The sequence below is a fragment of the Streptomyces sp. NPDC056061 genome, assembly GCF_042266885.1.
Lineage (GTDB): Bacteria > Actinomycetota > Actinomycetes > Streptomycetales > Streptomycetaceae > Streptomyces.
This window is the reverse complement of record NZ_JBHJWQ010000008.1, coordinates 1-24507: the sequence shown is the minus strand read 5'-3', so window position 1 is coordinate 24507 and position 24507 is coordinate 1. Positions and strand designations below refer to the sequence as shown.

Genomic DNA, 24507 nt, shown 5'->3' with positions numbered 1-24507 from the left:
GGTGGGGCCCTCGGGATACGTCCCGAGGGCCCCACCGCGTGCTCGGGGCGGTCCCGTACCGGTCCTGGTCCGGCCGGTACCGGCCGCGGGTTCCTCGTGGTTCCCGGGAAGCCCCGCATGGGCCCGTGTCCGACCGGCACCGGCCGAGGGCACGTTCGACCTGCCGGGGCAGGTCCTGCCGAGTGTTCTCCGGCGGGTTCTCATCCTGCTGGTGTTCTCCGGCGTGTTCTTCGGCCGGGAGCGTGCGCGCCGGGGCGTGCCGCCCGATCGGGAGGCCGCCCCGGCGGGCTCTCAGCCGCCCGACCGGCGAACGCCCGGCTCCACGCCCTCGGGCGCCCCGGCGTCCGCCGCCCCGCCGTCCGCCGCCCGCTGTCCGGACACGCGCAGGATGGGGAAGCTCCCGGTGTTCGTCGGCGCGTGCTCGGGCAACCACAGCACGGCGATCGCCCCGCCCGCGCCCTCCGCCGCCCCCTCCGGGCCCGCGTTGCGGAAGGTCAGCCGGGCGCCGAGGACCCGCGCCTGACCGGCCGCGATCGTCAGGCCCAGACCGTGTCCCTGTCCGGCCCGGTCGCTGCTCCCGGTACGGAACCGGCTCGGCCCCTCGCGCAGCAGCGCCGCCGGGAACCCGGGACCGTGATCGCGGATCCGCACGACCCGGCCCTCGACCGTGACCTCCACCGGCGTGGCACCGTGCTTGGCGGCGTTCCCCAGCAGATTGCCGAGGATGCGCTCCAGCCGACGTGGATCGGTGCTGACCCACGACTCGTGGACCACCTGCACCCGCACATCCGGGTCCAGCAGCGCGATCCGCCGGCTGACGAACTCGCCCAGCGCGATCTCCTGCAGTTCCGCCCGCTCCGAGGCGCTGTCCAGCCGGGCCACCTCCAGCACGTCCTCGACCAGGGTGCGCATCGCCTGCGCCCGGTCCCGCACCAGTTCGGTGGGGCGGCCGGGCGGCAGCAGCTCGGCGGCGGTCAGCAGACCGGTCACCGGGGTCCGCAGCTCGTGCGCGATGTCCGCGGTGACCCGGCGTTCGGCCTCGATCCGTTCGTTCAACGCGTCCGTCAGCGCGTCCACCGCGCGGGCCAGCTCGTCGGTCTCGTCGAGGACGACACCGCCGACGGCCTCCCTGACCCGTACGTCGGTGTTGCCCTGGGCGACGGTGCCCGCCGCCGCGGCGGCCTTGCGCAGCCGACGCGACAACTGCCCGCCGATCAGCACGCCCAGCGCACAGCTGCCGAGCACCACCGAGACCGAGCCGATGATCAGAGCCCGGTCCAGATCGTCCATGATCTTGGCACTGCGGCCGGTGAAGCGGGTGTGCAGCGAGAGCACGTCGCCGTTGCCGACCGGCACGGCCGCCCACACGTCGGGCACCCCGTTCCGCAGCACCTCGACATGGGTGGCCCGGCGGTTCTTCCCGGTCTCCGCACGCAGGCTGCGCGGCATCAACGGGTCGTTGAGCTTGGCACCGAACCGGGGGTCGGTCTTCTGCGTCTTCTTCGCCTCGTACAGCAGCTGCGCGTACGTCAGCCGCGTCAGCTGGATCTCGCGCGCGTTCTCCAGCATCGAGACCCGGGCGGCGTTGTGGACGACGAGGCTGAGAGCCACCGCGGTCAGCGCCCCGACCGCGGCGATCGCGATACTGATCTTCCAGCGGACACTCGTCCGCAGCGCCGGCCGCCTCATGGCCGGAGCTTGTAACCGAAACCGCGGACGGTCTCGATCCGGTCCTGCCCGATCTTCGTGCGCAGCCGCTGCACATGGACGTCGACGACGCGGGTGTCCCCGCCCCAGCCGTAGTCCCAGACCCGCTCCAGGAGCTTGTCGCGGGAGAGCACCGTGCCGGGCGCCGCGGAGAACTCCAGCAGCAGCCGCATCTCGGTCGGGGTCAGCGCCACCTGCTCGCTGCCGCGGCGGACCTCCATGCCCTCGGTGTCGACCTCCAGGTCGCCGAAGACCAGCACCCCGTCGGCCGGACGCGGATCCTGCTCGCCGCCCGGCCGGTCCCCCGCAGCGTGACCGAAGCGGCGCAGCACGGCACGGATCCGGGCGACCAGGACCGCGCCGTCGAAGGGCTTGGTGACGTAGTCGTCGGCACCGGCCTCCAGCCCGAGCACCACGTCGATCGAGTCGGCCCGCGCCGACAGCATGATCACCGGGACTGTCGACTCGTCGCGGATGCGACGGCAGAGGCTGACCCCGTCGAGGCCCGGAACCATCACGTCGAGCAGGGCGATGTCGGGGCGGTCGGCCCGGAACGCGTCGAGGCCCGACAGGCCGTCGGGCATCGCGGTGACCGCGAAACCGTCACGCTCCAGCGCCAGCTGGGTGGCCTCGCGGATGACGTCGTCGTCCTCGACGAACAGGACATGGGTCTCGGCCATCGGACTGCTCTCAGTTCCCCGCCGGCTCGGCGGATTCCGGAAGTCCGGCTGTTCCGCTGCCGACGGCTCGGTTGAAGTCGTTGTGGACCCGGTCGCGCTCGTCGAACCGGCTGTCCGCCCAGCGGTACGTGATCACTTCCTCGCCGGAGGGGTACGCGACCGCGTCCTTCTTCTCGTACACCTGGGCCGTCACCACCAGTTCGCCGCGGTCGATGGTGCCGTACACCGCGGGCTGCTCCATCGCGAAGACGTTCTCGTACTTCCCGCCGGACTCCCGGCGGTACACATAGGTGCCGACGCCCACCGAGTCGCCGCAGGTCATCACGTTCACCACGACATCGGGCGAGGTGCCGCCGGTGAGCGTTCCGTACGAGGAGTCCACCGGGTACTCGGAGCCGGTGCAGGGCTTCAGGTCGGTCCTGACCCGCTCACTCACCTTGGAGTCGCCCTTGATCAGCGTCACCGGGTCGATCCGGGGCGTCGGTTTCGCCGTGGACGTGGGGGCGGCGCTCGGCGTGATCTCGGCGGCCGGCTGGGTGCCGGCCGGACCCTCGTCCCGGGTGCCGGTCCCGCCGCTGGAGCAGCCGGCCGCGAACAGCCCGAAAGCGGCGAGCCCGACCAAGGTCGTGGTGCTCGCCGCCCATCCGGTCAGGGACCGGCCGCGCCGGACGGCGGCCCCGCGGCCGCCGCCGTCCTCGCCGTCGGCGAAGTCGTCCCTGCGGGGAACGCCGTCGTCGCGGCCGTTGTCGCCGCTGGCTGTCAGGCCGCGCACCGCTCCCGCCCCCGTTCGTCCACATGCCTGCCCGCCTGCGCCCGCGTCCGGGCGGGCGCCGTCCGCGCGCGCACCGCGGCGCCGACGGCCGGAGCACGCTCGTCCGTCGCCGGGCGCCGCTCCTCCCGGAGCGCGGCCTCCCGGCTCGCCGCCTCACGGTTCTCCAGCTCCTGGCGCAGCCGCGCGAGTGCGCGGTGCAGCGTGCTCTTCACCGTACCGGCCGACATGCCGAGCGCGGCAGCCGTCTCCTCCGTACTCATCTGCTCCCAGTGTCGCAGCACGACAACGCTGCGCTGCTTGGGAGCCAGGACGCCGAGCACGTCCATCAGCAGGGCGCGGTCGGCGCGCTGCTCGGTGCCGTCCTCCACGCTCGCGTCGGGCAGCTGTTCGGTGGGGACCTCGTCCAGCTTGCGGGCCCGCCACCACTCGGTACGCGTGTTGATCATGACGCGGCGCAGGTAGGCGTCGGCGAGGGACTTGTCGGCGATGCCGTCCCAGCGACCGTACGTACGGGCCAGGGCGGTCTGCAGCAGGTCCTGCGCGTCCACCGGGTCGGGGACCAGCCGGCGTGCGCTGCGCAGCAGCGCGTCCTGCCGGGTGCGTACGTACTCCTCGAATTCGAGCACCTCGCCCTGCGCCATTCCAACCGCCTCCGTCCCCGTGGAACCCCGTCTGACCCGCCGCCGCCCATCGATCGGTCGGGACGGCGTCGACGACGTTACGGAGGCGTTGTCACGAGGTTGTGCGGAGCAGCCATACGCCGACGCACGGCTGTCCATCGGTTGTGTAACAGCGGGCGCGGAGCCGGTCGCGCGTCGACGGGGAACGCCCGGTCGGCGACGGGCGGGCGTCCTGTCGCGTGCCGACGGGGCATTCGGCCGTGCGACAACGACGCGGCGGCGACGTGCGTTCCCGGAGCGGACCGGGTGAGCGGACCGGGTGAGCGGACCGGAGGCGGGCGTTCCTGGGCGGGTGCGTCGGCTCAGCTCAGCGGCAGTCGGTACAGGCCGCCGGACAGCGGTTCGACCAGGCCGTCCGCGACCAGGCCGTCCAGCGCGCGGGCGCGTTGCACCGGCTCGTCCCACACCGCGTCCAGGGCTGCCTGCGGCACCGGTGCCACGGCCTCCCGCAGCACGGCGAGCAGCCGCCCGCGCACCTGCCGGTCGGTTCCCGCGTAGGTCTGACCGCGGCGCGCGGGCCCTTGGTGGGCGGGCTTGCCGGCCAGCCGCCAGGCGCACTGCGCGGCGATCGGGCACCGCGTGCAGTCCTCGTTCCTGGCGGTGCAGACGAGGGCGCCGAGCTCCATCGTCGCGGCGGCCCAGCGGGCGGCCCGTTCGTCCTCCTCGGGGAGCAGGGCACGGGCCAGCTTGCGCTCGGCGGCGGTGGTCGCGTTCGGCGGGTACTGGACGCCGGTGGCGGCCCGTGCGAACACCCGGCGCACGTTCGTGTCGAGCACGGCATGGCGCTGTCCGTACGCGAACGAGGCGACGGCCGCCGCGGTGTACTCGCCGATCCCGGGCAGCGCGAGCAACTGCGCGTGCTCGCTCGGTACGTCGCCGCCGTGCCGTTCCGTTATTGCCTGTGCGGCCCCGTGCAGGCGCAGTGCCCGGCGCGGGTAGCCGAGCCGGCCCCAGGCGCGGACAGCCTCACCCGGCGGTTCGGCGGCGAGATCGGCCGGGCGCGGCCAACGGGCCATCCACTGTTCGTAGACCGGGAGGACCCGGTTGACGGGGGTCTGCTGCAGCATGAACTCGCTCACCATCACACCCCAGGCGCCCGCTTCGGGGCGGCGCCAGGGCAGATCGCGGGCGTGCTGTTCGAACCACCCGATGACGGGAGTGTGAAGGGGGGAGGGGGACGTCTGTGTCGCAGTCATGGCAGTCATCGCACCGACGATCCTGGCACGGAAGTACGGACGACGGCTCCGTGCACGGTGGTGTCGCCCGTCCTGAGGGCCCTTGGGGTGATATTGCCACTCGTCTTGTCCCCCCGATGTCCGGCAACCGGCCCAAGGGTCTCCGGGCCCTCCGGGGCGGGGCCGACGAGCCGGGGCGGGGTCGGGCCGGGCAGAGCGCCCGGCCCGGTCCGACTCGCCACCGCCACGTCGGGCCGCGTCGCGTCGGGCCGCGTCGCGTCGGGCCGCGTCGCGTCGAGTCGTCCGACGGTGCGGCGCCCCCCACACGCCGCGGCGAGCCGTCGGACCGGTGCGTCGCCCCCGCGCCGTCAGCGGCGACCGGTCCGGCGCCGCCGTCCCCGGCCGCCGGTACGCGGACCGGCCGCCGTGCCCGTGCCCGGTCCGGAGACCAGAGCCGCCACCGGCGCCGTGCTGCCGCGTACCGTCAGGGCCAGCGCACGCGCCGGACGGCGCAGCACCAGGACCGCCACGGCCGACACCACCGCGCCCAGCACCAGCCCGACCGCCACGTCGTGCGGATAGTGCACCCCGACGAAGACCCGGGAGAAGGCCATCAGCAGCGCCATCGGCACGGTCAGCCAGGCCAGCACGGGCCGGGCGATCGCCACCGCGACGGCGGCCGCGCCGGCGATCGCGGAGTGGTTGCTGGGGAACGACCAGTCGCCGACCGGCGGGCACGACACCAGCGAGGCCGCCGCACCGGTGACGGCCCGGCAGGGGCGCTCCTCGTTCACCATCGACTTCAGCACCTCGCTGACCACGTAGCCGAAGCCCGTCGCGAGGGGTGCGAGCACCGCCAGAGCCAGGGCGGCCTCGTCCCCCCGACGGGCCCGCCACCACCCGGTGATGAACAGGACGCCGAAGACCAGGAGGCCGAACTCCGTCCATCCCGCGGCGAGATGCTGAACCCATGACGGCGTGTCATGCGCGAAGTCGGTGACGTCCCGATAGAGCGGGGCAGTGACTGAACTATCCATGTGACAGAGGGTAGTCAACCGAACGGGGTGCTCCTCCCGGTGATCCCGAAGTCGGTGGACAAGCGGGGCGCACCGGGATGATGATCCGTAAAACTTCGCGGCTCGACGGCGGGTGGGGCGGGAGTTGGTGCGGATCTCTCGTAGAGTTTGCGGCGTGGGATCTTTGCGTAATCCGATCGGGCCGCTTCCCTCCACCATCTACTGGCGACGGAGGGCCGTGGCGCTGGCGCTGGTCGCGCTGCTCGCGGCGCTGATCGTATGGGCCGTCACCTCCCGCGGCGGCAAGGGGACCACGGACGACTCGCGGTCCGGTGCGTCGAATCCCGCGCACGCGATCACGCCGGGCCCCACCCCGTCGGGCTCGGCCATCACCCAACAGCCGGGCGGCCGCGACGAGTCGGACGACTCCGAGGACGGGGACACCGGTGGCGCGGGAGCCGGGTCCGGCGGCGGTGCGGGCACCGGCGGGAACGGCGCCGTCGGTACCGGCACCGGTTCCGGCAGTGCGGGCGGCAGCGGTGCGACGGCCGCCCGTCAGATCCCGGCCGGATCCCCGCTCCCCGACTGCACCCCGGGTTCGCTGCAGTTGACCCTGAACACCGAGGTCAGTTATGCCCCCGGCGAGAAGCCGAAGTTCCGGCTGATCGCCAGGAACACCTCGACCGCCACCTGCAAGGCCGACTTCGGACCGAAGAGCGCGGTGCTCACCGTCACCGAGGCCGGTGGCGACGACAGCCAGGTCTGGTCCACCCAGGACTGCCCGCGCACCCCGGGAAACCTGCTGCTGGAGTTCCCGGCGGGCGCGACCGTCGTCCATACCGTGGAGTGGGACCTCAGGAAGAGCGTCGCGCAGTGCGCGACCCCGGCCGTGGGCACCGCGGGCCCGGGGACGTACCTGGTCGAGGCGAAGGTGTCGGGCCAGCCGGTGCGCAAGGGGACCCCGCCGCGCGCCTCGTTCGTCCTCGCGAAGGACTGACGAGGGCAGACGAGGACCGGGGCGAGGGCAGACGAGGACTCGCAGGGACCGACGAGGACTCGCAGGGACCGACGAGGACTCGCACGGTGCTACGTCCGACGCCGCACGGCATGTGACCGTGCGGCGTCGGACGCACCGTTTCCCGGAGGCCCGGAGGCCCGGAGGCGTCGGGGGCCGGGTGTTTTAGACGTACCGTTCGAGGATCGACGACTCCGCCAGCCGCGAAAGGCCTTCGCGCACGCTGCGCGCCCGCGCCTCGCCCACCCCGTCGACCGTCTGGAGGTCGTCCACGCTGGCGGCGAGGAGCTTCTGCAGGCCGCCGAAGTGCTCCACCAGCCGGTCGATGATCGCGCCGGGGAGTCGCGGCACCTTCGCCAGCAGCCGGAAACCGCGCGGCGAGACCGCCGAGTCGAGCGTCTCCGGCGAACCGCTGTACCCCAGCGCTCTCGCCACCACCGGGAGTTCGAGCAGCTCCGTGTGGGAGAGCGCGTCGAGTTCGGTCAGTGCCTCGGCGACCGTCCGGGACCGCTTGGCGGTCGGCTCCGGCACGTAGTCGCGCACGACCAGCTCGCGCTCCGGCTCGACACCCGCGATCAACTCGTCGAGCTGGAGCGAGAGAAGCCGGCCGTCGGTGCCCAGCTCGACCACGTACTCCGCGATCTCGGTCGCGATCCGGCGGACCATCTCCAGGCGCTGCGCGACGGCCGTCACGTCCCGGACAGTGACCAGGTCCTCGATCTCCAGCGCGGACAGCGTGCCCGCGACCTCGTCGAGGCGGAGCTTGTACCGCTCCAGGGTGGCGAGTGCCTGATTGGCCCGGGAGAGGATCGCCGCGGACTCCTCCAGGACCCGGCGCTCGCCGTTCACGTAGAGCGCGATCAGGCGCATCGACTGCGAGACCGAGACGACCGGGAAGTTGCACTGCTTGGAGACCCGGTCCGCCGTGCGGTGGCGGGTACCGGTCTCCTCCGTGGGAATGGAGGCGTCCGGGACCAGCTGCACACCCGCGCGCAGGATCTTGGTCATGTCCTTGTCGAGGATCAGCGCACCGTCGAGCTTGGCCAGCTCGCGCAGGCGCGTCGCGGTGAACTCCACGTCCAGCACGAATCCGCCGGTGCACATGGATTCGACGGTCTTGTCCATGCCGAGCACGATCAATCCGCCGGTGTTGCCGCGGAGGATGCGCTCCAGGCCGTCGCGCAGGGCCATTCCGGGCGCGACGGAGGACAACGAGGTACGCATCAGCGCCTCGTTGCCGGTGCTTTGGCCGGACTTTCCGGGCGATGCTGCCCGGTCGCTGGCTGCCACTGCACTCCTCCGGTCGCGGGTTGGCGGTGCCCTTACGTCCCTCATACCGTTCGTACGGGCGGGCGAGACCAGGGCAAAGTCTACCGGCGTGCGCCCTCCTCCTGGGGGGCCTGTGCGCGAGACCGGCGCGGCAGCACTCTGAGCGCATCACCCATGTCGGCGACTTCTGTGACCTTCATACCGGCCGGGACCTTTCCCGGGTCGGGCGGAACCAGGGCGTGCGTGAAGCCCAGACGGTGCGCCTCGGCGAGCCTGCGCTGGACCCCGGTGACCCGCCTGACCTCGCCCGCGAGGCCCACCTCGCCGATCGCGACGAGGTTCTTGGGGAGGGGGGTGTCGCTCGCCGCGCTGGCCAGCGCCAGCGCGACCGCGAGGTCCGCCGCGGGCTCGGAGAGCTTCACGCCACCGACCGTCGCGCTGTAGATGTCGCGCTTGCCGAGCGCGCTGATCCGGCCGCGCTGCTCCAGCACGGCGAGCATCATCGACACCCGGGACGTCTCCAGGCCGGAGGTGGTGCGCCGGGGCGAGGGGATCTGGGAGTCGACCGTCAGCGCCTGCACCTCGGCGACGAGCGGGCGCTTGCCCTCCAGGGTGACGGTCAGGCAGGTGCCCGGCACGGCTTCGTCGCGACGGGTGAGGAACAGCCCGGACGGGTCGGCGAGGCCGGTGATGCCCTCGTCGTGCAGCTCGAAGCAGCCGACCTCGTCGGTCGCGCCGTACCTGTTCTTGACCCCCCGTACGAGCCGCAGGCGGGCGTGGCGGTCGCCCTCGAAGGACAGCACCACGTCGACGAGGTGCTCCAGCAGCCGGGGCCCGGCGATCGCGCCGTCCTTGGTGACGTGGCCGACCAGGAGCGTCGCCATGCCGCGCTCCTTGGAAGCCTTGATGAGCGCGCCGGCGACCTCCCTGACCTGGGCCATGCCGCCCGGTGCCCCGTCGATCTCGGGGGAGGCGACGGTCTGCACGGAGTCGAGGATCAGCAGCGACGGCTTGACCGCGTCCAGATGCCCGAGGACCGCGGACAGGTCGGTCTCGGCGGCGAGGTACAGATGGTCGTTGATCGCGCGGATGCGGTCGGCGCGCAGGCGTACCTGGCTGGCGGACTCCTCGGCGGTGACATAGAGCGTGCGGTGGTCGTCGCTCGCCGCCTTGGCGGCCACGTCCAGCAGCAGCGTCGACTTCCCGACCCCCGGCTCGCCCGCGAGCAGCACCACGGCGCCCGGCACGAGACCGCCGCCGAGCACCCGGTCCAGCTCGCCGACACCGGTCGAGCGGGCGGTGGCCTGCCGGCTGTCGACCTGGCCGATGGGGAGCGCGGCGGTGCTGACCCGGCCGGCCGCGGTGGTCCGCACGGCGGGGGCGCCGCCGAACTCCTCGACCGTGCCCCACGCCTGGCATTCGGGGCAGCGACCGAGCCATTTGGCGGTGGTCCAGCCGCATTCGGTGCAGCGGTAGGACGGTCGGTCCTTCGCGGATTTCGTACGGGCAGCCATGCCGCAACCGTATAGGTGGGGTCCGACAGCGCCGCCGGGCACGGTCGGACCCGGCGTCCGACGGCACGGATCGGACACGACCTGGCGGGGGAACAGATTCCAACGTGCTGAATCAAGGGTTCCTGTCCTCTTTTGAGCGATACGTTCACCCGTAAGGATTAAATGCGCTGAAGCGGCGCTAAAGGTGTGCTCAGTGCTGCCTACGGTCACCGGATGACGAGCAGCAGGCTGGAGCCCCCCACGCACACCACCGGCGCACACCGGGCGAGGCGTCGTGCGCCCCACTCCTCGACGCAGCCTGCGCCGCAGCACCCCTCCGTACATGACGAGCCGCATCTCGATGGCCTGTTCACCTACTGCCTCTCCGTGCTCTGCGACCACGACGCCGCCACCGAGGCGCTCGGCGGCGTGCTGGCGATCGCGGAACGGCAGGGCGGACGGTGTCCGGCAGGGGCGGAGGAACGTAAATCCTGGCTGTACGCGCTGGCCAGGTGGATGTGTCTGCGCAAGCTCGCCGAGCGGAAGCAGGGGTACCGGGCGCACCGCCACGGGGCCAAGCCGTCCGCGAGACAGTCGGTCGCCCGGGGGGTGCGCGCCGCGCGCCGCACGCCCCCCGCCCCCGTCGCGACGTCGCCCGCCCCCTTCGCGCCGGGTGGTGCGTCCTCAGGCCGTGCGTACGCCCTCGCGTCCGACCCCGCCGCCGCGTCCGAGACGGTGTCCGTCCCCGTCCCCGACCCCGACCCCGACCCCGTCCCCGGGGCCGTCGCCGAGGCGCACCGTCGTGAACTCGCCCAACTGGCCTGGCCGGAGGCCGCGGGCACCACCCCCGAACAGCGCGAGGCCCTGGAACTCGCCGTGCGTCACCGCCTCGCCCCGCGCGCCGTCGCCTCCGTCCTGGGCCTCGAACCGGCGGCCGCCCGCGAGCTCCTGGCCGCCGCGGCCTGCGAGGTGGAGCGCACCCGCGCCGCTCTCGCCGTCGTCGAGTCCGGCAACTGCCCCACCATGGCCCGGCTCACCGGCGGCCACCGCGTCCTGCTCTCGGCAACCCTGCGCCGGGAGCTCGTCCGTCATGTCGACGACTGCCCGCGCTGCCGCCGGGCCGCGGAGCGGGTCGGCGCCCGGGGCCCCTGGCCGGGGGCCGCCGTCACCCCGGGTGCGGCCCTGCCGGTCGTACCGGCGCCGCGGCCCTCCGCGTACGTCGCGATGGCCCATGCCCGGCGCAGCCGGTCCGGCGGGCCGCGCTTCGACCGGGCCGGGTTCCCCATGCACCCGAAGGACCGCGCCGCACGCCGGGACCGGATGCGGGCCAGGGTGGTGACGACGACGGTGGTGGCCACGGTCGTCGCGGCCCCGGTGATCGCGCTGTGGACCGCCTACCGCGGCGCTCCGCAGACCGGTGAGGGGCACGAGGGCTCCTCGGTCGCGGCGACCGGTACGGACCTCCGCCGCCTCGACGACCCGCGGGGCCACTACGAGAACGCGGGCAACGTCCGGCCTCGGGCCGGGCACCGCCCGGGGACGGGCCGGGCACCGGAGGTCTCGGCGGAGGTGATCAGCCCGGGACCGGTGCCGGCCGGCGCCGACGGACTCACCGTCGAGGCCCGCTCGTCCGACTCCACGACACTGCTGCGGCTGACCGCCACGGGCGGCGTCCCGGTCACCTGGTCGGCCCGCGCGGACGTGTCGTGGCTGCGCCTCAGCCGGTCCTCGGGCATGCTCGCCGCGGGCGAGAGCGTCACCGTCCGGGTCCGGGTGATCCATCTTCGGGAGCCCCACGGCCACTGGAGCGCGCGCATCACCCTCGCCCCCTCGGGGTCCGTCGTGGCCGTCCGGGGAAACGGGAGGACGGGGGCCCGTCCCGGTCACGCGGGCGGGTCCGTCCCCTACGACCCGTCCGAGCCCCCGCACCGGCCCCCGTCCTCCCCGAGGCCCACGCGGACGACCGATCCGACATCCGCACCGGCCGACCCCGCGCCGTCGCCGACGCAGCCGTCACCGACCGACCCGGCACAGTCCCCGGACCCCACCACCCCGCCGCCCCCCACCGGCGCGGGCACCCCCGCCCGCACCGACTGACGCCCCGGGCGCCCCGCCCGCGCCCCGCCCGCGCGGAAACATCGCAGGAGACGGCCCCCTGCCGAAGGCCGGCGGCACGCCGCCCGCGCGGAACCCCGGGGCTACGGGCACGGACCGGATGCCGGCCGGCACGTGCCCCGTACCGTCGCCGCTCGTGCTGCCGTAGCTCGTACCGTCGCCGCTCGTGCTGCCGGTGCCCGTACTGCCGGTGCCCGTGCCGCCGGTGCCGGAGGGCCGGGCGTCAGGCCGGATCGGCCGGGTCCGCCGGATGCGGCGCCATCGGCAGCAGCGAGGAGAGCCGTTGCTCGCACAGCTCGACGAGCCGGTCGTACCCCTCCTTGCCCATCAGCTCGACGAGCTCCGGACGGTACGACACGTACACCGGCTCCCCGGCCCCGTGCGCCGACGTCGCCGAGGTGCACCACCAGTGCAGGTCGTGACCGCCCGGGCCCCAGCCCCGGCGGTCGTACTCACCGATCGACACCTGGAGCACGCGGGTGTCGTCGGGCCGGTCGATCCACTCGTAGGTGCGCCGGACCGGCAGCTGCCAGCAGACGTCCGGCTTGGTCTCCAACGGCTCCCGGCCCTCCCGCAGCGCCAGGATGTGCAGCGAGCAGCCCGCGCCCGCGGCGAAACCGGGACGGTTCTGGAAGATGCACGAACCCTTCCAGCGCCGGGTCTGGCGCTCGCCGTCCTCGTCGACCTCGACCCAGCCGGTCTCGGTACCGACGTCGTGGAACTGCCACAGCTCGGGGGTCAACCGTGCGACGTGGCCCGCCACCCGCTCCTCGTCGTCCTCGTCCGAGAAGTGCGCGCCCAGCGTGCAGCAACCGTCGTCCGCGCGGCCCGCCTGGATGCCCTGGCAGCCGCTGCCGAAGATGCAGGTCCACCTGGACGTCAGCCAGGTCAGGTCGCAGCGGAAGATCTGCTCGTCGTCGGCCGGGTCGGGGAACTCGACCCAGGCGCGTGCGAAGTCGATGCCCGTCTCGTCCTCCGCCCGGACCGCCCCGTTCGCATCCTGCTGGTGCATTCGCTTCGTTCCCCGCTGCTCCGTCGCCGACCGCTTCGCGTCCCGCTCCGCGTTCTTCTGCTTCGCTTCCCGCTGCTTCGTGTTCGGCTTCTTCGTTGTTTTGCCCGGCTTCGCCTTTTTCGTCTTTGGCACGGGGCCAAGGGTAAGTCTGCGCTCCCGGTAGCGTTCCGGGTATGAGACTCGGAGTCCTCGACGTCGGTTCGAACACGGTGCACCTGCTGGTGGTGGACGCGCACCCCGGCGCACGCCCGCTGCCCGCGCACTCGCACAAGGCGGAACTGCGCTTGGCCGAACTCCTCGACGAGGACGGGGCGATCGGCCCCGAGGGGGTGGACCGGTTGGCCGCCACGGTCACCGACGCGCTCCAGGCAGCCGAGGACAAGGGGTGCGAGGACGTCCTGCCGTTCGCCACGTCCGCGGTGCGGGAGGCGACCAACGCCGATCAGGTGCTGGCTCGGGTGCGGGACGAGACCGGCGTCGACCTCACCGTGCTCAGCGGTGTGGAGGAGGCCCGGCTCACCTTCCTCGCCGCGCGCCGCTGGTTCGGCTGGTCGGCCGGACGGCTCCTGGTCCTGGACATCGGGGGCGGTTCGCTGGAGATCGCGTACGGCATCGACGAGGAACCGGACGCGGCGGTGTCGCTTCCGCTCGGGGCGGGCCGACTCACCGCCGGGTGGCTCCCGGGCGATCCGCCGGACCCGGCGGACGTGAGGGCGCTGCGTCGGCACGTCCGCGCGCAGATCGCCCGGAGCGTGGGGGAGTTCACCCGCCTCGGACGTCCGGACCATGTCGTGGCCACGTCCAAGACCTTCAAGCAGCTCGCCAGGATCGCGGGCGCGGCACGCTCCGCCGAGGGCCTCTACGTCCAGCGCGCCCTCACCCGCAAGGCGCTGGAGGAGCGGATGCCGGAACTGGCGGCGATGTCCGTCGCGCAGCGCGGCGGCCTGCCCGGCGTCTCCGAGGGCCGGGCCGGCCAACTGCTGGCCGGGGCCCTGGTCGCGGAGGGGGCCATGGACCTGTTCGGGGTCGAGGAGTTGGAGATCTGCCCCTGGGCCCTGCGCGAGGGCGTCATCCTGCGCCGCCTGGACCACCTTCCGGCGGAACGGGCCGCCCTGGGCTGATCGCGGTCCGGCCCGCCCCGTCCGGCCCGGTCGTCGTCGGACCTGATCGTCATCGGACCCGGTCGTCGTCCAGCTCGATCATCGTTCATCCCGGTCGTTGTCTCCGCCCGGTCGTCGTCCACGCCGACAGCCGTGTGGACGGGCAGCCACTGACGCGGACGCGCAGCCGGTCGCGGCCGGGCAGTCACTCGTGCGGCCGGTCGGCGCGAGGCTCCCGTCATATCTCCTGCCGTGCCCCCTGCCGTGCCCCCTGCCGTGCCCCCTGCCGTGCCCCCTGCCGTGTTACATGTCATGGCCTGCGTCATGGCCTGCGTCGTGCCCCTCGTCACTTTCCGCCGAGGGCCTTCGGCGGGGCCCATCCGTGCCCGTACGCTGTTCCGGTGGCAGAACCAGTGGTGCGCATCCCGGATGCGAAGGTCGCCCTGTCGACGGCCTCGGTCTACCCGGAGTCGACGTCGACGGCCTTCGAGATCGCCGCGCGTCTCGGTTACGACGGGGTCGAGGTCATGGTGTGGACCGATCCGGTCAGCCAGGACATCGAGGCACTGCGACGGCTCTCGGACTACCACCAGGTGCCGATCCTGGCCGTCCACGCGCCCTGCCTGCTGATCACGCAGCGCGTCTGGTCCACCGATCCGTGGGTGAAGCTCCAGCGCGCCCAAGCCGCCGCGGAGAAACTCGGCGCGACGACCGTCGTCGTCCACCCGCCGTTCCGTTGGCAGCGCGGTTACGCGCGCGATTTCGTCACCGGCGTCTGGCGCATGGCGGACGAGACCGAGGTCCGGTTCGCTGTCGAGAACATGTATCCCTGGCGCTACCGGGACCGCGAGATGCTCGCGTACGCACCCGACTGGGACGTCACGCACGACGACTACCGCCACTTCACCGTGGACCTCTCGCACACCGCGACGGCCCGCACCGACGGCATGGCGATGGTCGGGCGGATGGGCGACCGGCTCGCCCACGTCCACCTCGCCGACGGCAAGGGCTCCAACAAGGACGAGCACCTGGTCCCTGGGCGGGGCGACCAGCCGTGTGCCGAACTCCTCGAACATCTGGCCCGCACCGGCTTCGACGGTCATGTCGTCATCGAGGTCAATACCCGCCGTGCCATGTCCACCGCCGAACGCGAGGCCGACCTGGCGGAGGCGCTCGCGTTCACCCGGCTCCACCTCGCGTCGTCCTCGACCGGGGCGCCGCGTTCCTGACCGCCGCCCCTCCCGCGCGGCGTCCCGGCCCGGTCCCGCCGCGCGATCCGCGGCGCGGCCCGCCGCGACGGCACGGATCGTCCTCGCCGTGTCCTCGTGAAACCGTCACGAGGAGCCGCGCCGGGCCCGCGAGGAGCCGCGCAGGCCCCGCGAGGACTCCCGGGGCCCACCGGCGGAACCCCCGTCCACCCACCGAGCACCCGTCCCGCATACCGGACACCGTGTCCAGATCTTGGAGCCGGGGGCGTACGCTCGGAAACAGTCTTTTCATGTCGAAGGAGCGAGAGACGATGCCCCAGCTGAGGTCCCGCACTGTCACCCACGGCCGCAACATGGCGGGCGCCCGCGCCCTTATGCGGGCCTCGGGCGTAGCGAGCGAGGACATCGGCAAGCCGATCATCGCGGTCGCCAACTCCTTCACCGAGTTCGTCCCCGGCCACACCCACCTGGCCCCGGTCGGCCGGATCGTCTCCGACGCCATCAAGGCCGCGGGGGCCGTGCCGCGCGAGTTCAACACCATCGCCGTCGACGACGGCATCGCGATGGGCCACGGCGGAATGCTGTACAGCCTCCCCTCCCGCGACCTGATCGCCGACTCGGTCGAGTACATGGTCGAGGCGCACTGCGCGGACGCGCTGATCTGCATCTCCAACTGCGACAAGATCACGCCCGGCATGCTGATGGCCGCAATGCGCCTCAACATCCCGACCGTCTTCGTCTCCGGCGGTCCGATGGAGGCGGGCAAGGCCACCCTCGTCGACGGCACCGTCCGCAAGCTCGACCTGATCAACGCGATCAGCGACGCGGTCGACGAGAACATCTCGGACGAGGACATCCTCCGCATCGAGGAGAACGCCTGTCCCACCTGCGGCAGCTGTTCCGGCATGTTCACCGCCAACTCGATGAACTGCCTGACCGAGGCCCTCGGCCTGTCCCTCCCCGGAAACGGCTCCGTCCTCGCCACGCACACCGCCCGCAGGGCGCTCTACGAGGAGGCGGGCCGCACGGTCGTCGAGATCGCCCGGCGCCACTACGAGCAGGACGACGCGACGGTCCTGCCGCGCTCCATCGGCACCCGTGCCGCGTTCGAGAACGCCATGGCGCTCGACATCGCCATGGGCGGCTCCACCAACACGATCCTCCACCTGCTCGCCGCGGCCCAGGAGGCGGAGCTCGACTACGACCTCGGCGACATCGACGCGATCTCGCGCCGCGTCCCCTGCCTGTCGAAGGTCGCGCCCAACGTCGCCCCCGGCGGCACGTACTACATGGAGGACGTGCACCGGGCCGGCGGCATCCCCGCCATCCTCGGCGAACTGCACCGCGCCGGGCTGCTCAACGAGGACGTGCACGCGGTCCACTCCGACTCCCTCGCCCAGTGGCTGAAGGACTGGGACGTGCGCGGCGGCTCCCCGTCCCCGGAGGCCGTCGAACTGTGGCACGCGGCCCCCGGATGCGTCCGCTCCGCCACCGCCTTCTCGCAGTCCGAGCGCTGGGAGAGCCTCGACGTGGACGCGGCCGGCGGCTGCATCCGCGACCTGGCGCACGCCTACTCCGCGGACGGCGGCCTCGCGGTTCTCAAGGGGAACCTCGCCGAGGACGGCTGTGTCGTGAAGACGGCGGGCGTCGACGAGTCGATCTGGACCTTCGAGGGCCCGGCGGTCGTCTGCGAGTCGCAGGAGGAGGCCGTCGACAAGATCCTCCGCAAGGAGATCAAGGAGGGCGACGTCGTCGTCATCCGCTACGAGGGCCCGCGCGGCGGCCCCGGCATGCAGGAGATGCTCTACCCGACGTCCTTCCTGAAGGGCCGCGGCCTCGGCAAGAGCTGCGCCCTCGTCACCGACGGCCGGTTCTCCGGTGGCACCTCCGGCCTCTCCATCGGGCACGCCTCGCCCGAGGCGGCCTCCGGCGGCACGATCGCGCTCGTCGCGGACGGCGACCGGATCCGGATCGACATCCCGAGCCGTTCGATCGAGCTCCTGGTGCCCGATGCCGAGCTGACCGCCCGCCGCGAGGCACTGAACGGCGTGTACGCCCCGAAGAACCGCGAACGCAAGGTCAGCGCGGCCCTGCGCGCCTACGCGGCGATGGCGACGAGCGCCGACCGGGGCGCGGTGCGGGACGTGTCCAAGCTGGGCTGACGCCTCTCCCGGCCGGCGGCAGGAACCCGGACGCGAGCCGCACCGGCACGGACCGCGACGGTGAACGACGACCGCGACCGGCGACGGCGAACGACGACCGCGACGGTGGACGACCACGGCGACCGCGACGAACGGCGACCGCGACGACGAACCAGGACCCCGCTCTCACCAGCGAGCGGGGTCCTCGTTGTCGACGGCGAACACGGAACCGTCGGGCGCGGTAGCGAACACGGTCCGGCCCACGGCAACCGGCGCGGGCAGCTCCGAGGCGTACGCGAGCTTCCCGTCCCGCAACCGGGGCGCCGTCTGCCCCAGAAGCTTCCCGCGCGCGGTGTCCACGGCCAGCAGCCGCCCGTCCGCCGCCGAGAAGTAGATCCGGTCCCCGGCGGCCAGGACGGGCGCCGAGGCCCGCCCGGCCGCGGTCTCCAACTGCCAGCGGACCGCGTCGCCGCCGCCGGACGCGGCGAGGTCGACGGCGACCAGGGTCCCGCCGCGGGCCAGCAGATAGGCGGTGTCCGCGTCCACCACCGCCTCCGGCTCGTTCATCCGGAACGGCAGCGCCACGCGGGTGACGCGCCGGGACTCCGGTTCGTAGCGGACGATGCCGACCGTCTGGGCGTCCCCGTTCATGGCCGTCAGCACGAGGGCCCCGCCCGAGACCCCCACCGGCGTGAGCATGCCGTCCAGCCGCCGCTGCCACGCCGGGCGCCCCGACTGGACGGAGACGGCGGTGATCAGCGTGGTCGACCCGTAGGCCGAGTGCTCGAAGGCGTAGACCAGCCCCGGCCCGCCGTCGTACAGCGCGTAGTCGGGGCGCTGATGCCCCGTGAGCGTGTGCCGCCAGCGGGACACGCCGGTCGCGGAGTCGAGCGCCTCGGTCGTGCCGTCCTCGGCGGTCAGCAGCAGCGTGTCGCCCGCGGCGAAGGGTGCCCCGAGGTACGGGGACAGACTCGCCTCCCAGACCTGCTCACCCTTGACGGGGTCGTACGCGCGCACCTTCCGGCCCGGCACCGCCGTCTGCACCAGCCCGCCGGACACCGACACCGTGCCCGTCGCCGGGGTGGTCCCGGCGGATCGGTGGGACCACAGCACCCGGCCGTCCGCCGGGTCCAGCCGGGCGGCGGCGACACCGTCCGCGGCGCAGTACAGCGCGGCGGACGGACCGGCGTCGTCCTCGTCGGCGGCCCCCGCCCCGTAGCAGGCCGGTGTGGAACTCCCGGAGGCCGGGAGCGAGGTGTGCCACGGCGCGGACGCCACCGGGCCCTTCGCCGCGACCGGGGCGCCGGGGCCGCCCGGTTCGCCCGCGCCGCCGGAGCCCCCCACGGCACCGGTCGCCCACACGCCGCCGGCACCCACGACGACCAGCGCGGCAATGGCCGCCCGCCACCGCTTCCGCCCGCCGCCGCCCGCGCCCGTTCGTCCGTTCCGCCCGGCCGCACCCGCGCCCACATGCGTGTCGGCCTCAGCCCCGGAGCCGTTCACACGGGCTGCGACGGAACCGGCGCCGCCCGTTCCGGCCGTTCCGGAGGCGGCCGGATTCCCTTCCGCGGCCCCGGCCCGTACCTCCGCCGTCCGCCGCCGCTGCGGCGGTATGAACGCGGCGGCGTCGTACGACGGAGGGCGCAGTTCCGCCATGACCTCGTCCGGGGTGGGCCGCTGTGCCGGATCCTTCGCCAGGCACCGTGCGATCAGCGGAGCCAGGTCCCCGGGGACCCCCGCCAGATCGGCCTCGTCGTGCACCACCTGGTAGGCCACGATGTACGGGCTGTCCGAGTCGAACGGCCCCCTGCCGGTCGCCGCGTGGACGAGCACCGCACCCAGCGCGAACACGTCGGCGGCGGGCCCGACCTCACGCGGCCGCTGGAACTGCTCCGGCGCCATGTACGGCGGCGAGCCGATCAGCTTGCCCGTCTCGGTGCGCAGATCGCTGTCGTACGGGCGGGAGATCCCGAAGTCGATGACCTTGGGCCCGGAGTCGGAGAGCAGCACGTTGCTCGGCTTGAGGTCGCGGTGGATCACCCCGGCCCGGTGGATGTCACGCAGTGCCTCGGCCAGGCCCGCCGTCAGCCTGCGCAACTCGGCCGGGACCATCGGCCCGTTCCGCTTCACCTGGTCGGAGAGCGTGGGACCGGGCACGTACAGGGTGGCCATCCAGGGCCTGGCGGCATCCGGATCGGCGTCGACGACCGATGCCGTGAAGGCGCCGCTGACCCGCCTCGCCGCTCCGACCTCCTGGCGGAAACGGGCCCTGAACTCCGGGTCCGTCGAATAGCGTTGGTGCACGACCTTGACGGCGAGCTGTAGCCCCGAGGCGGAGCGGGCCAAGTGCACGACCCCCATGCCACCCGCGCCGAGACAGGCTTCAAGACGGTACTGACCGGCGTACTCCGGATGCTCCGCTTCCGGATTGGCCCCAGCACCTCGCAGCGGCGGCATCGCCCACCCCCGTGTGATTCGTCCGCAAGCGCGACGCACGGAGCCTAGTCGATGATGCGTGCGATACGGATGGGGCTTGTAGCCTGCGCGTCGTAGACATCGTCTCTCAACGGGGGAGGGCCTCATGGCCATGGACGAGCACATCGAAACGACCACCGCCGCAGAAGGGGAAGCCGCCGAGGACGTCACCGCGCTCGCGGACGACGACGTCTTCCGGTACCCCATCGCACCCGGCTACCGCGTCAACGTCCGCAGGGGACCCGGCACCCAGTACGGCATCGTCAGGACGCTGCCATACGGAATGAAGGTTCCGGTCTACTGCCAGAAGCCGGGGGAGCGGGTCACCGGCCCGTACGGCACCTCGAACATCTGGGACAACATCGCCAACGGACAGTTCGTTTCGGACGCCTACGTCCACACCGGTAGCGACGGCTACGTCGCCCCGCGCTGCGACTGACCGGGGCGTGCTGCCCGGCGGAGTGCGCCGTACCGGGCGCTTTGCCGGGCTCCGGACCGGCCCGGGGATAATCGACGTCGTGAGCGAGAACAGCGAAGCCCCCGACGTCGACGCCACCCCGGCCGGAGCCGCGGCCGGCCCGCGGCCCGAGCCCCTGTTCCTCTTCGGCACGACCTGGGTCGACCGCAGCGGGGGTTACGGGCTGCGCCGGGCCGGGGCGGCGGTCGGCTCGCTCGTCGCGACGGTCGCCGCCTGCTTCGTGCTCCGGTTCGCCTACCAGGGGCTGGAGATCGCCGATGTCGGCAACACCGTCGGCATCCTGGTCGTCGTGATGTTCGCGATCTGCAGCGCCGTCGCCTTCCGCAAGACCTGGGAGGGATTCGGCAGGCGGCCCGCCGATCCGGCACGCGAGGCCAGTCTGCGCGGGCTCAAGACGATCGGCTTCATCGGCTCGCTGCTCGCCTACTTCCTCCGCACGTTCATGGAGGCCCCGGGCGAAGGACTGCGCCGCGCGGAGTACGAGACGGCCCTGGCCCGTTACGAGAAGCGCCGTGCGGCACGCACCGGGAACCCGGCCGCCCGCCGGACCACCAAGGGCAAGCGCCCGAAGCGCAAGTAGCCCGGGGCACGAGCGGCACGGACACCCCGGGGCACGACGCCCCCGCGACCACGGGACGGGGCACACCCGCATGGGACACGATGCATCCATGTCCCCCTCCGAGACCGACAGCACCGAAGAACCGGACGAGGCCACTGCTCCCTCCGTCCCGGAACCCGTCCCGGAACCCGCCCCGGAACCGGCCCGCGCGCTCTCCTTCGACCGCGCGGCCGCCCAGTACGCCGCGTCCCGCCCCGGCTACCCGCCCGCCCTCCTCGACGCCGTCGAGGAACTGGCGGGCCGTCCACTGCACGGGGCCCGCATCGCCGACGTCGGCGCGGGCACGGGCATCGCCACCCGGCTGCTCCACGACCGGGGGGCCCACGTCGTCGCCGTCGAACCGGGACCCGGCATGGCCGCCGAGCTGCACCGGGCACTCCCGCACACGCCGATCGTGCGCGGCGACGGAAACCGCCTCCCCCTCGCCACCGCGTCCGTGGACCTCCTCACGTACGCCCAGTCCTGGCACTGGACCGACCCGAGCAGATCCGTCCCTGAGGTGCTGCGGGTCCTTCGCCCCGGTGGGGCCCTCGCCCTCTGGTGGAACGTGTCCGACCACCGCGTCCCGTGGATCGCCGAACAGGACGCCCGGCTGCGCAGCTTCCTCGGCGCCGGCGACAGCGCCCACGGATCCGCGGTCCGCTCCCGGGACCTGCCCTCCGCACTCGGTTTCGCACACCGCTCGGTGTCCTGGACACGGTGCGTATCCCTCGACACCCACCTCGCCAACCTCGGCAGCCACTCCGCCTTCATCGTCCGCGGCGACGAGTCCACACGGCGATTCCTCGCCCGGGAACGCGACCTGCTCGCGGTGCCCTTCCCGGACGGCACGGTCGAGGAGAGCTACGTGGTCGAGCTGAGCGTCGCGGTCCGCCCGGTCCGCCCCGCGTCCGCGATGCGAGGATGACGCACACGCACACCCCGCGCGTGCACACACGTGCACGCGCACCTCAGCACCCACCCACGCACCCCCCGCACCGAGAACCGTGAGCACAGCCCGGAGGGCGAAACACATGACCCAGACAGTTGCCGTCCTCGGCACCGGCAAGATCGGCGAGGCCCTGCTCAGCGGCATGATCCGGGCGGGCTGGCGCCCGGCGAACCTGCTGGTCACCACCCGCCGCTCGGAACGCGCCGAGGAACTCCGCAGCCGCTACGGCGTGGACTCCGTCGGCAACGCCGAGGCCGCCGCCCGGGCCGACATCCTCATCCTCGCGGTGAAGCCCCAGGACATGGGCCGGCTCCTCGACGAACTCGCCCCCCACGTCACCGCCGATCGCCTGGTCATCAGCGCCGCCGCGGGCATCACCACCGCGTTCATCGAGGACCGCCTCGCCGCGAACACCCCGGTCGTGCGCGTCATGCCGAACACACCCGTACTCGTCGACGAGGGCATGTCCGTCATCTCCGCGGGCAGCCATGCCACCACCGAACACCTCGCGACCGCCGAGGAGATCTTCGGCGGCGTCGGCAAGACGCTCCGGGTGCCCGAGTCCCAGCAGGACGCCGCGACCGCCCTCTCCGGATCGGGACCCGCGTACTTCTACTTCCTCGTCGAGGCGATGACCGACGCGGGCATCCTGCTCGGCCTGCCCCGTGCCCAGGCCCACGAACTGATCGTCCAGGCCGCCATCGGCGCCGCCGTGATGCTCCGCGACAGCGGTGAGCACCCGGTCAAGCTCCGCGAAGCCGTCACCAGCCCGGCCGGCACCACCATCAGCGCCATCCGTGAACTGGAGAACCACGGCGTACGGGCCGCGCTCATCGCCGCCCTCGAAGCCGCCCGCGACCGCAGCCGCGAACTCGCCTCCGGCAACGGCTGAACACGCCACCGGAGGACGGCCGCCGCTATCCGGCGGCCTCGATCAGTTCCGCGGTGCGCACGACCTTCGCGAACCCACCGCCGTGCAACGACACGGCGGTGGCACGCGCCGGCCCGTCCGCGTCCAGCTGCCACCCCCACGGCCCGACGAGGTCGAAGGTGTACGTGGCATCCAGCGCGAAGAACACCTCGTACCCGAGGTTCCCGGCCATCCGGGCCGTCGTCTCCGCACACATATTGGTCTGGATGCCGGCCACGACGATCTGCCGCACCCCCGCCCGGTCCAGCCACTCGGCCAGGTCGGGCGTCCCGTAGAACGCGGAGTTCACGGACTTCGCCACCAACAGCTCGGGCCCGCTCCCCTGTCCCCGCCGCTTTTCCACGTACCCCTTGAAGGCATTGCCGGGCTGCCCCGCACGCAACGGCGAGTCCGGCTTCTGCGAGTCGTGCCGCACGAACACCACGGGCCGACCGGTCGCCTGCCAGGCATCGATCAGCGCCGCGATGTTCCCGTCGGCCCCGGGGTTGTTCCGCGTCCCCCAGTACGCGACCTCCTCGAAACCTTCCTGCACATCCACCACGACCAACGCCGCGTCCCGCTCACTCTCACCGCTGACCGCACCCTCGCCTGACTGGCCCGCGCCGACCTGATCGTGGTCCCCGGCCTCGACGACCACCTCACCCCCGCACCTGCGCCGGTACTCGAAGCCCTGCGCCGCGCCCACGCCCGCGCCGTCCCCATCGCGGCTCTCTGCGGCGGAGCCTTCACCCTCGCCCAGGCGGGTTTCCTCGACGGCCGCCGAGCCGTCACCCACTGGAACTTCGCCGACCTCCTGCGCACCCACCACCCCCGGGTGACCGTCGTCCGGGACGCGTTGTTCCTCCGCGACGACAACATCTGGACATCCGCCGGCATCGACCTCTGCCTCCAACTCGTCCGCACGACGCACGGCGCCGAGACGGCCCCGACGATCGCCCGTTCGATGGTCACGGCCTCGTTCCGCACCGGCACCCAGGCCCAGTTCATCGAGCACTCCACGCCCCACACCGACCGCGATGCCGACGTCCTCGCCTCGGTGCGCGCCCACGCCCTGGCCCATCTGGCCGAACCGCACACGATTGCCGCGCTCGCCGCCCGAGCGGGCATGTCTCCGCGCTCCTTCGCCCGGCACTTCAGGGCCACCACCGGCACGACCCCGCTCCGCCGGCTCATCGCCCAGCGCATCGCCGCAGCCCAGAAGCTTCTGGAACAGACGGACCTGCCCCTGCCCGAGGTCGCCCGGCGCACCGGCTTCGGCAGCGAGGTCACCATGCGCCAGCCCTTCGCCGCCCACCTCTCCACCAGCCCCCGCGACTACCGGCCGGCCTTCCACCGGACCCTTGACCAGCCGGAGGTTGACACGACACGCCCACGCCCGTAAGGTTCTCCGAGTTGTCCGACGTGAGCGCCGATCCGTCGGTCCCCGGACGACCATTCCGCAGTAACCACATTCGGTCGGCGACACCTGTCGCCAGCCTCTCTGTGCGCATTTGCGAAATGAGGAATCCGCGTTCGAAGGAGCGCGACCCCGATTAGCGTCGGGACACGTGATTCCGCTAAAGTCTCACTCGTCGGAACGGCCCAACGGCCGGGAAGACGAACCCCGCTGACTGGGAATCAGGCCCGAAAGGATCTGATAGAGTCGGACTCGCCGGAAAGGGAAACGCGAAAGCGTGGAACTGGAAAGCAA

The 24507-nt window shown here is 72.9% G+C and carries 20 protein-coding genes and 1 pseudogene; 10 read left to right on the top strand and 11 right to left on the bottom strand.

The annotated features are described in order from the left end of the window. Nucleotides 1–291 precede the first annotated feature (291 nt). The 6 genes from cseC to ACFC79_RS14485 all read right to left on the bottom strand — a co-directional run bounded on the left by cseC (nt 292) and on the right by ACFC79_RS14485 (nt 6051). Nucleotides 292–1689 (bottom strand): two-component system sensor histidine kinase CseC, encoded by a 1398-nt coding sequence (gene cseC, locus ACFC79_RS14510; protein ID WP_376239643.1) that lies wholly within the window; start codon nt 1687–1689, stop codon nt 292–294. Continuing rightward, nucleotides 1686–2387 (bottom strand): two-component system response regulator CseB, encoded by a 702-nt coding sequence (gene cseB, locus ACFC79_RS14505; protein ID WP_376239641.1) that lies wholly within the window; start codon nt 2385–2387, stop codon nt 1686–1688. The genes cseC and cseB overlap by 4 nt, the downstream gene beginning before the upstream one ends. Before the next feature lie 10 nt (nt 2388–2397). Continuing rightward, complete coding sequence (locus tag ACFC79_RS14500; protein ID WP_376239638.1) at nt 2398–3159, bottom strand: hypothetical protein; 762 nt, start codon at nt 3157–3159, stop codon at nt 2398–2400. Then, nucleotides 3147–3800: a SigE family RNA polymerase sigma factor gene (locus ACFC79_RS14495; RefSeq protein ID WP_376239636.1), complete on the bottom strand. Its 654-nt coding sequence runs from the start codon at nt 3798–3800 to the stop codon at nt 3147–3149. The genes ACFC79_RS14500 and ACFC79_RS14495 overlap by 13 nt, the downstream gene beginning before the upstream one ends. 341 nt (nt 3801–4141) lie before the next feature. Further along, the gene (locus ACFC79_RS14490) at nt 4142–5044 is read right to left on the bottom strand and encodes an A/G-specific adenine glycosylase (protein WP_376239634.1); all 903 of its coding nucleotides are present in this window, start codon (nt 5042–5044) and stop codon (nt 4142–4144) included. A gap of 338 nt (nt 5045–5382) precedes the next feature. Next, on the bottom strand, nt 5383–6051 hold the full coding sequence (locus ACFC79_RS14485; protein WP_376239632.1) for a phosphatase PAP2 family protein: 669 nt from the start codon (nt 6049–6051) through the stop codon (nt 5383–5385). Between the two features lie 154 nt (nt 6052–6205). Here ACFC79_RS14485 and ACFC79_RS14480 point away from each other — a divergent pair, with 154 nt between their 5' ends. Next, on the top strand, nt 6206–7027 hold the full coding sequence (locus ACFC79_RS14480; protein WP_376239630.1) for a hypothetical protein: 822 nt from the start codon (nt 6206–6208) through the stop codon (nt 7025–7027). 183 nt (nt 7028–7210) lie between these two features. Here ACFC79_RS14480 and disA read toward each other — a convergent pair whose 3' ends face one another. Beyond that, nucleotides 7211–8335, bottom strand: coding sequence for a DNA integrity scanning diadenylate cyclase DisA (gene disA, locus ACFC79_RS14475; RefSeq protein WP_376239628.1), 1125 nt, complete (start codon nt 8333–8335; stop codon nt 7211–7213). Nucleotides 8336–8415: 80 nt separating this feature from the next. After that, on the bottom strand, nt 8416–9828 hold the full coding sequence (radA, locus tag ACFC79_RS14470) for a DNA repair protein RadA (RefSeq protein ID WP_376239625.1): 1413 nt from the start codon (nt 9826–9828) through the stop codon (nt 8416–8418). Nucleotides 9829–10041: 213 nt separating this feature from the next. Here radA and ACFC79_RS14465 point away from each other — a divergent pair, with 213 nt between their 5' ends. Then, nucleotides 10042–11904: a hypothetical protein gene (locus ACFC79_RS14465; RefSeq protein ID WP_376239622.1), complete on the top strand. Its 1863-nt coding sequence runs from the start codon at nt 10042–10044 to the stop codon at nt 11902–11904. A 241-nt stretch (nt 11905–12145) separates the two neighbouring features. Here the strand turns inward: ACFC79_RS14465 and ACFC79_RS14460 are convergent, their stop codons facing one another. Continuing rightward, a complete protein-coding gene (locus tag ACFC79_RS14460) occupies nt 12146–12934 on the bottom strand; it encodes a hypothetical protein (protein WP_376240163.1) in 789 nt (262 codons plus the stop codon). Nucleotides 12935–13107: 173 nt separating this feature from the next. Between ACFC79_RS14460 and ACFC79_RS14455 the strand changes: the two genes are divergently transcribed. The 3 genes from ACFC79_RS14455 to ilvD all read left to right on the top strand — a co-directional run bounded on the left by ACFC79_RS14455 (nt 13108) and on the right by ilvD (nt 17404). Beyond that, nucleotides 13108–14055 carry a Ppx/GppA family phosphatase gene (locus ACFC79_RS14455; protein ID WP_376239620.1) on the top strand — a complete coding sequence of 316 codons (948 nt, stop codon included), beginning with the start codon at nt 13108–13110 and terminating at the stop codon, nt 14053–14055. 380 nt (nt 14056–14435) lie between these two features. Further along, nucleotides 14436–15263 carry a sugar phosphate isomerase/epimerase family protein gene (locus ACFC79_RS14450; protein WP_376239618.1) on the top strand — a complete coding sequence of 276 codons (828 nt, stop codon included), beginning with the start codon at nt 14436–14438 and terminating at the stop codon, nt 15261–15263. Nucleotides 15264–15553: 290 nt separating this feature from the next. After that, nucleotides 15554–17404, top strand: coding sequence for a dihydroxy-acid dehydratase (ilvD, locus tag ACFC79_RS14445; RefSeq protein WP_376240160.1), 1851 nt, complete (start codon nt 15554–15556; stop codon nt 17402–17404). Nucleotides 17405–17569: 165 nt separating this feature from the next. Here ilvD and ACFC79_RS14440 read toward each other — a convergent pair whose 3' ends face one another. Next, a complete protein-coding gene (locus ACFC79_RS14440; RefSeq protein WP_376239616.1) occupies nt 17570–19840 on the bottom strand; it encodes a protein kinase in 2271 nt (756 codons plus the stop codon). Between the two features lie 124 nt (nt 19841–19964). Between ACFC79_RS14440 and ACFC79_RS14435 the strand changes: the two genes are divergently transcribed. From ACFC79_RS14435 to proC, 4 genes are all read left to right on the top strand, one after another. Further along, complete coding sequence (locus ACFC79_RS14435) at nt 19965–20297, top strand: SH3 domain-containing protein (protein WP_376239614.1); 333 nt, start codon at nt 19965–19967, stop codon at nt 20295–20297. Between the two features lie 79 nt (nt 20298–20376). Beyond that, nucleotides 20377–20916: a hypothetical protein gene (locus ACFC79_RS14430; protein WP_376239613.1), complete on the top strand. Its 540-nt coding sequence runs from the start codon at nt 20377–20379 to the stop codon at nt 20914–20916. 88 nt (nt 20917–21004) lie between these two features. Continuing rightward, entirely contained in the window at nt 21005–21862 is an 858-nt protein-coding gene (locus ACFC79_RS14425; RefSeq protein ID WP_376239611.1) for a class I SAM-dependent methyltransferase, read from the top strand. A 106-nt stretch (nt 21863–21968) separates the two neighbouring features. Further along, the gene (proC, locus tag ACFC79_RS14420; protein WP_376239608.1) at nt 21969–22778 is read left to right on the top strand and encodes a pyrroline-5-carboxylate reductase; all 810 of its coding nucleotides are present in this window, start codon (nt 21969–21971) and stop codon (nt 22776–22778) included. 25 nt (nt 22779–22803) lie between these two features. Here the strand turns inward: proC and ACFC79_RS14415 are convergent, their stop codons facing one another. After that, nucleotides 22804–23364, bottom strand: a complete 561-nt coding sequence (locus tag ACFC79_RS14415; RefSeq protein WP_376239605.1) for a cysteine hydrolase family protein — start codon at nt 23362–23364, stop codon at nt 22804–22806. 12 nt (nt 23365–23376) lie between these two features. Here ACFC79_RS14415 and ACFC79_RS14410 point away from each other — a divergent pair. Beyond that, a pseudogene (locus ACFC79_RS14410) lies at nt 23377–24198 on the top strand (GlxA family transcriptional regulator); the annotation flags it as partial. Nucleotides 24199–24507 lie beyond the last annotated feature (309 nt).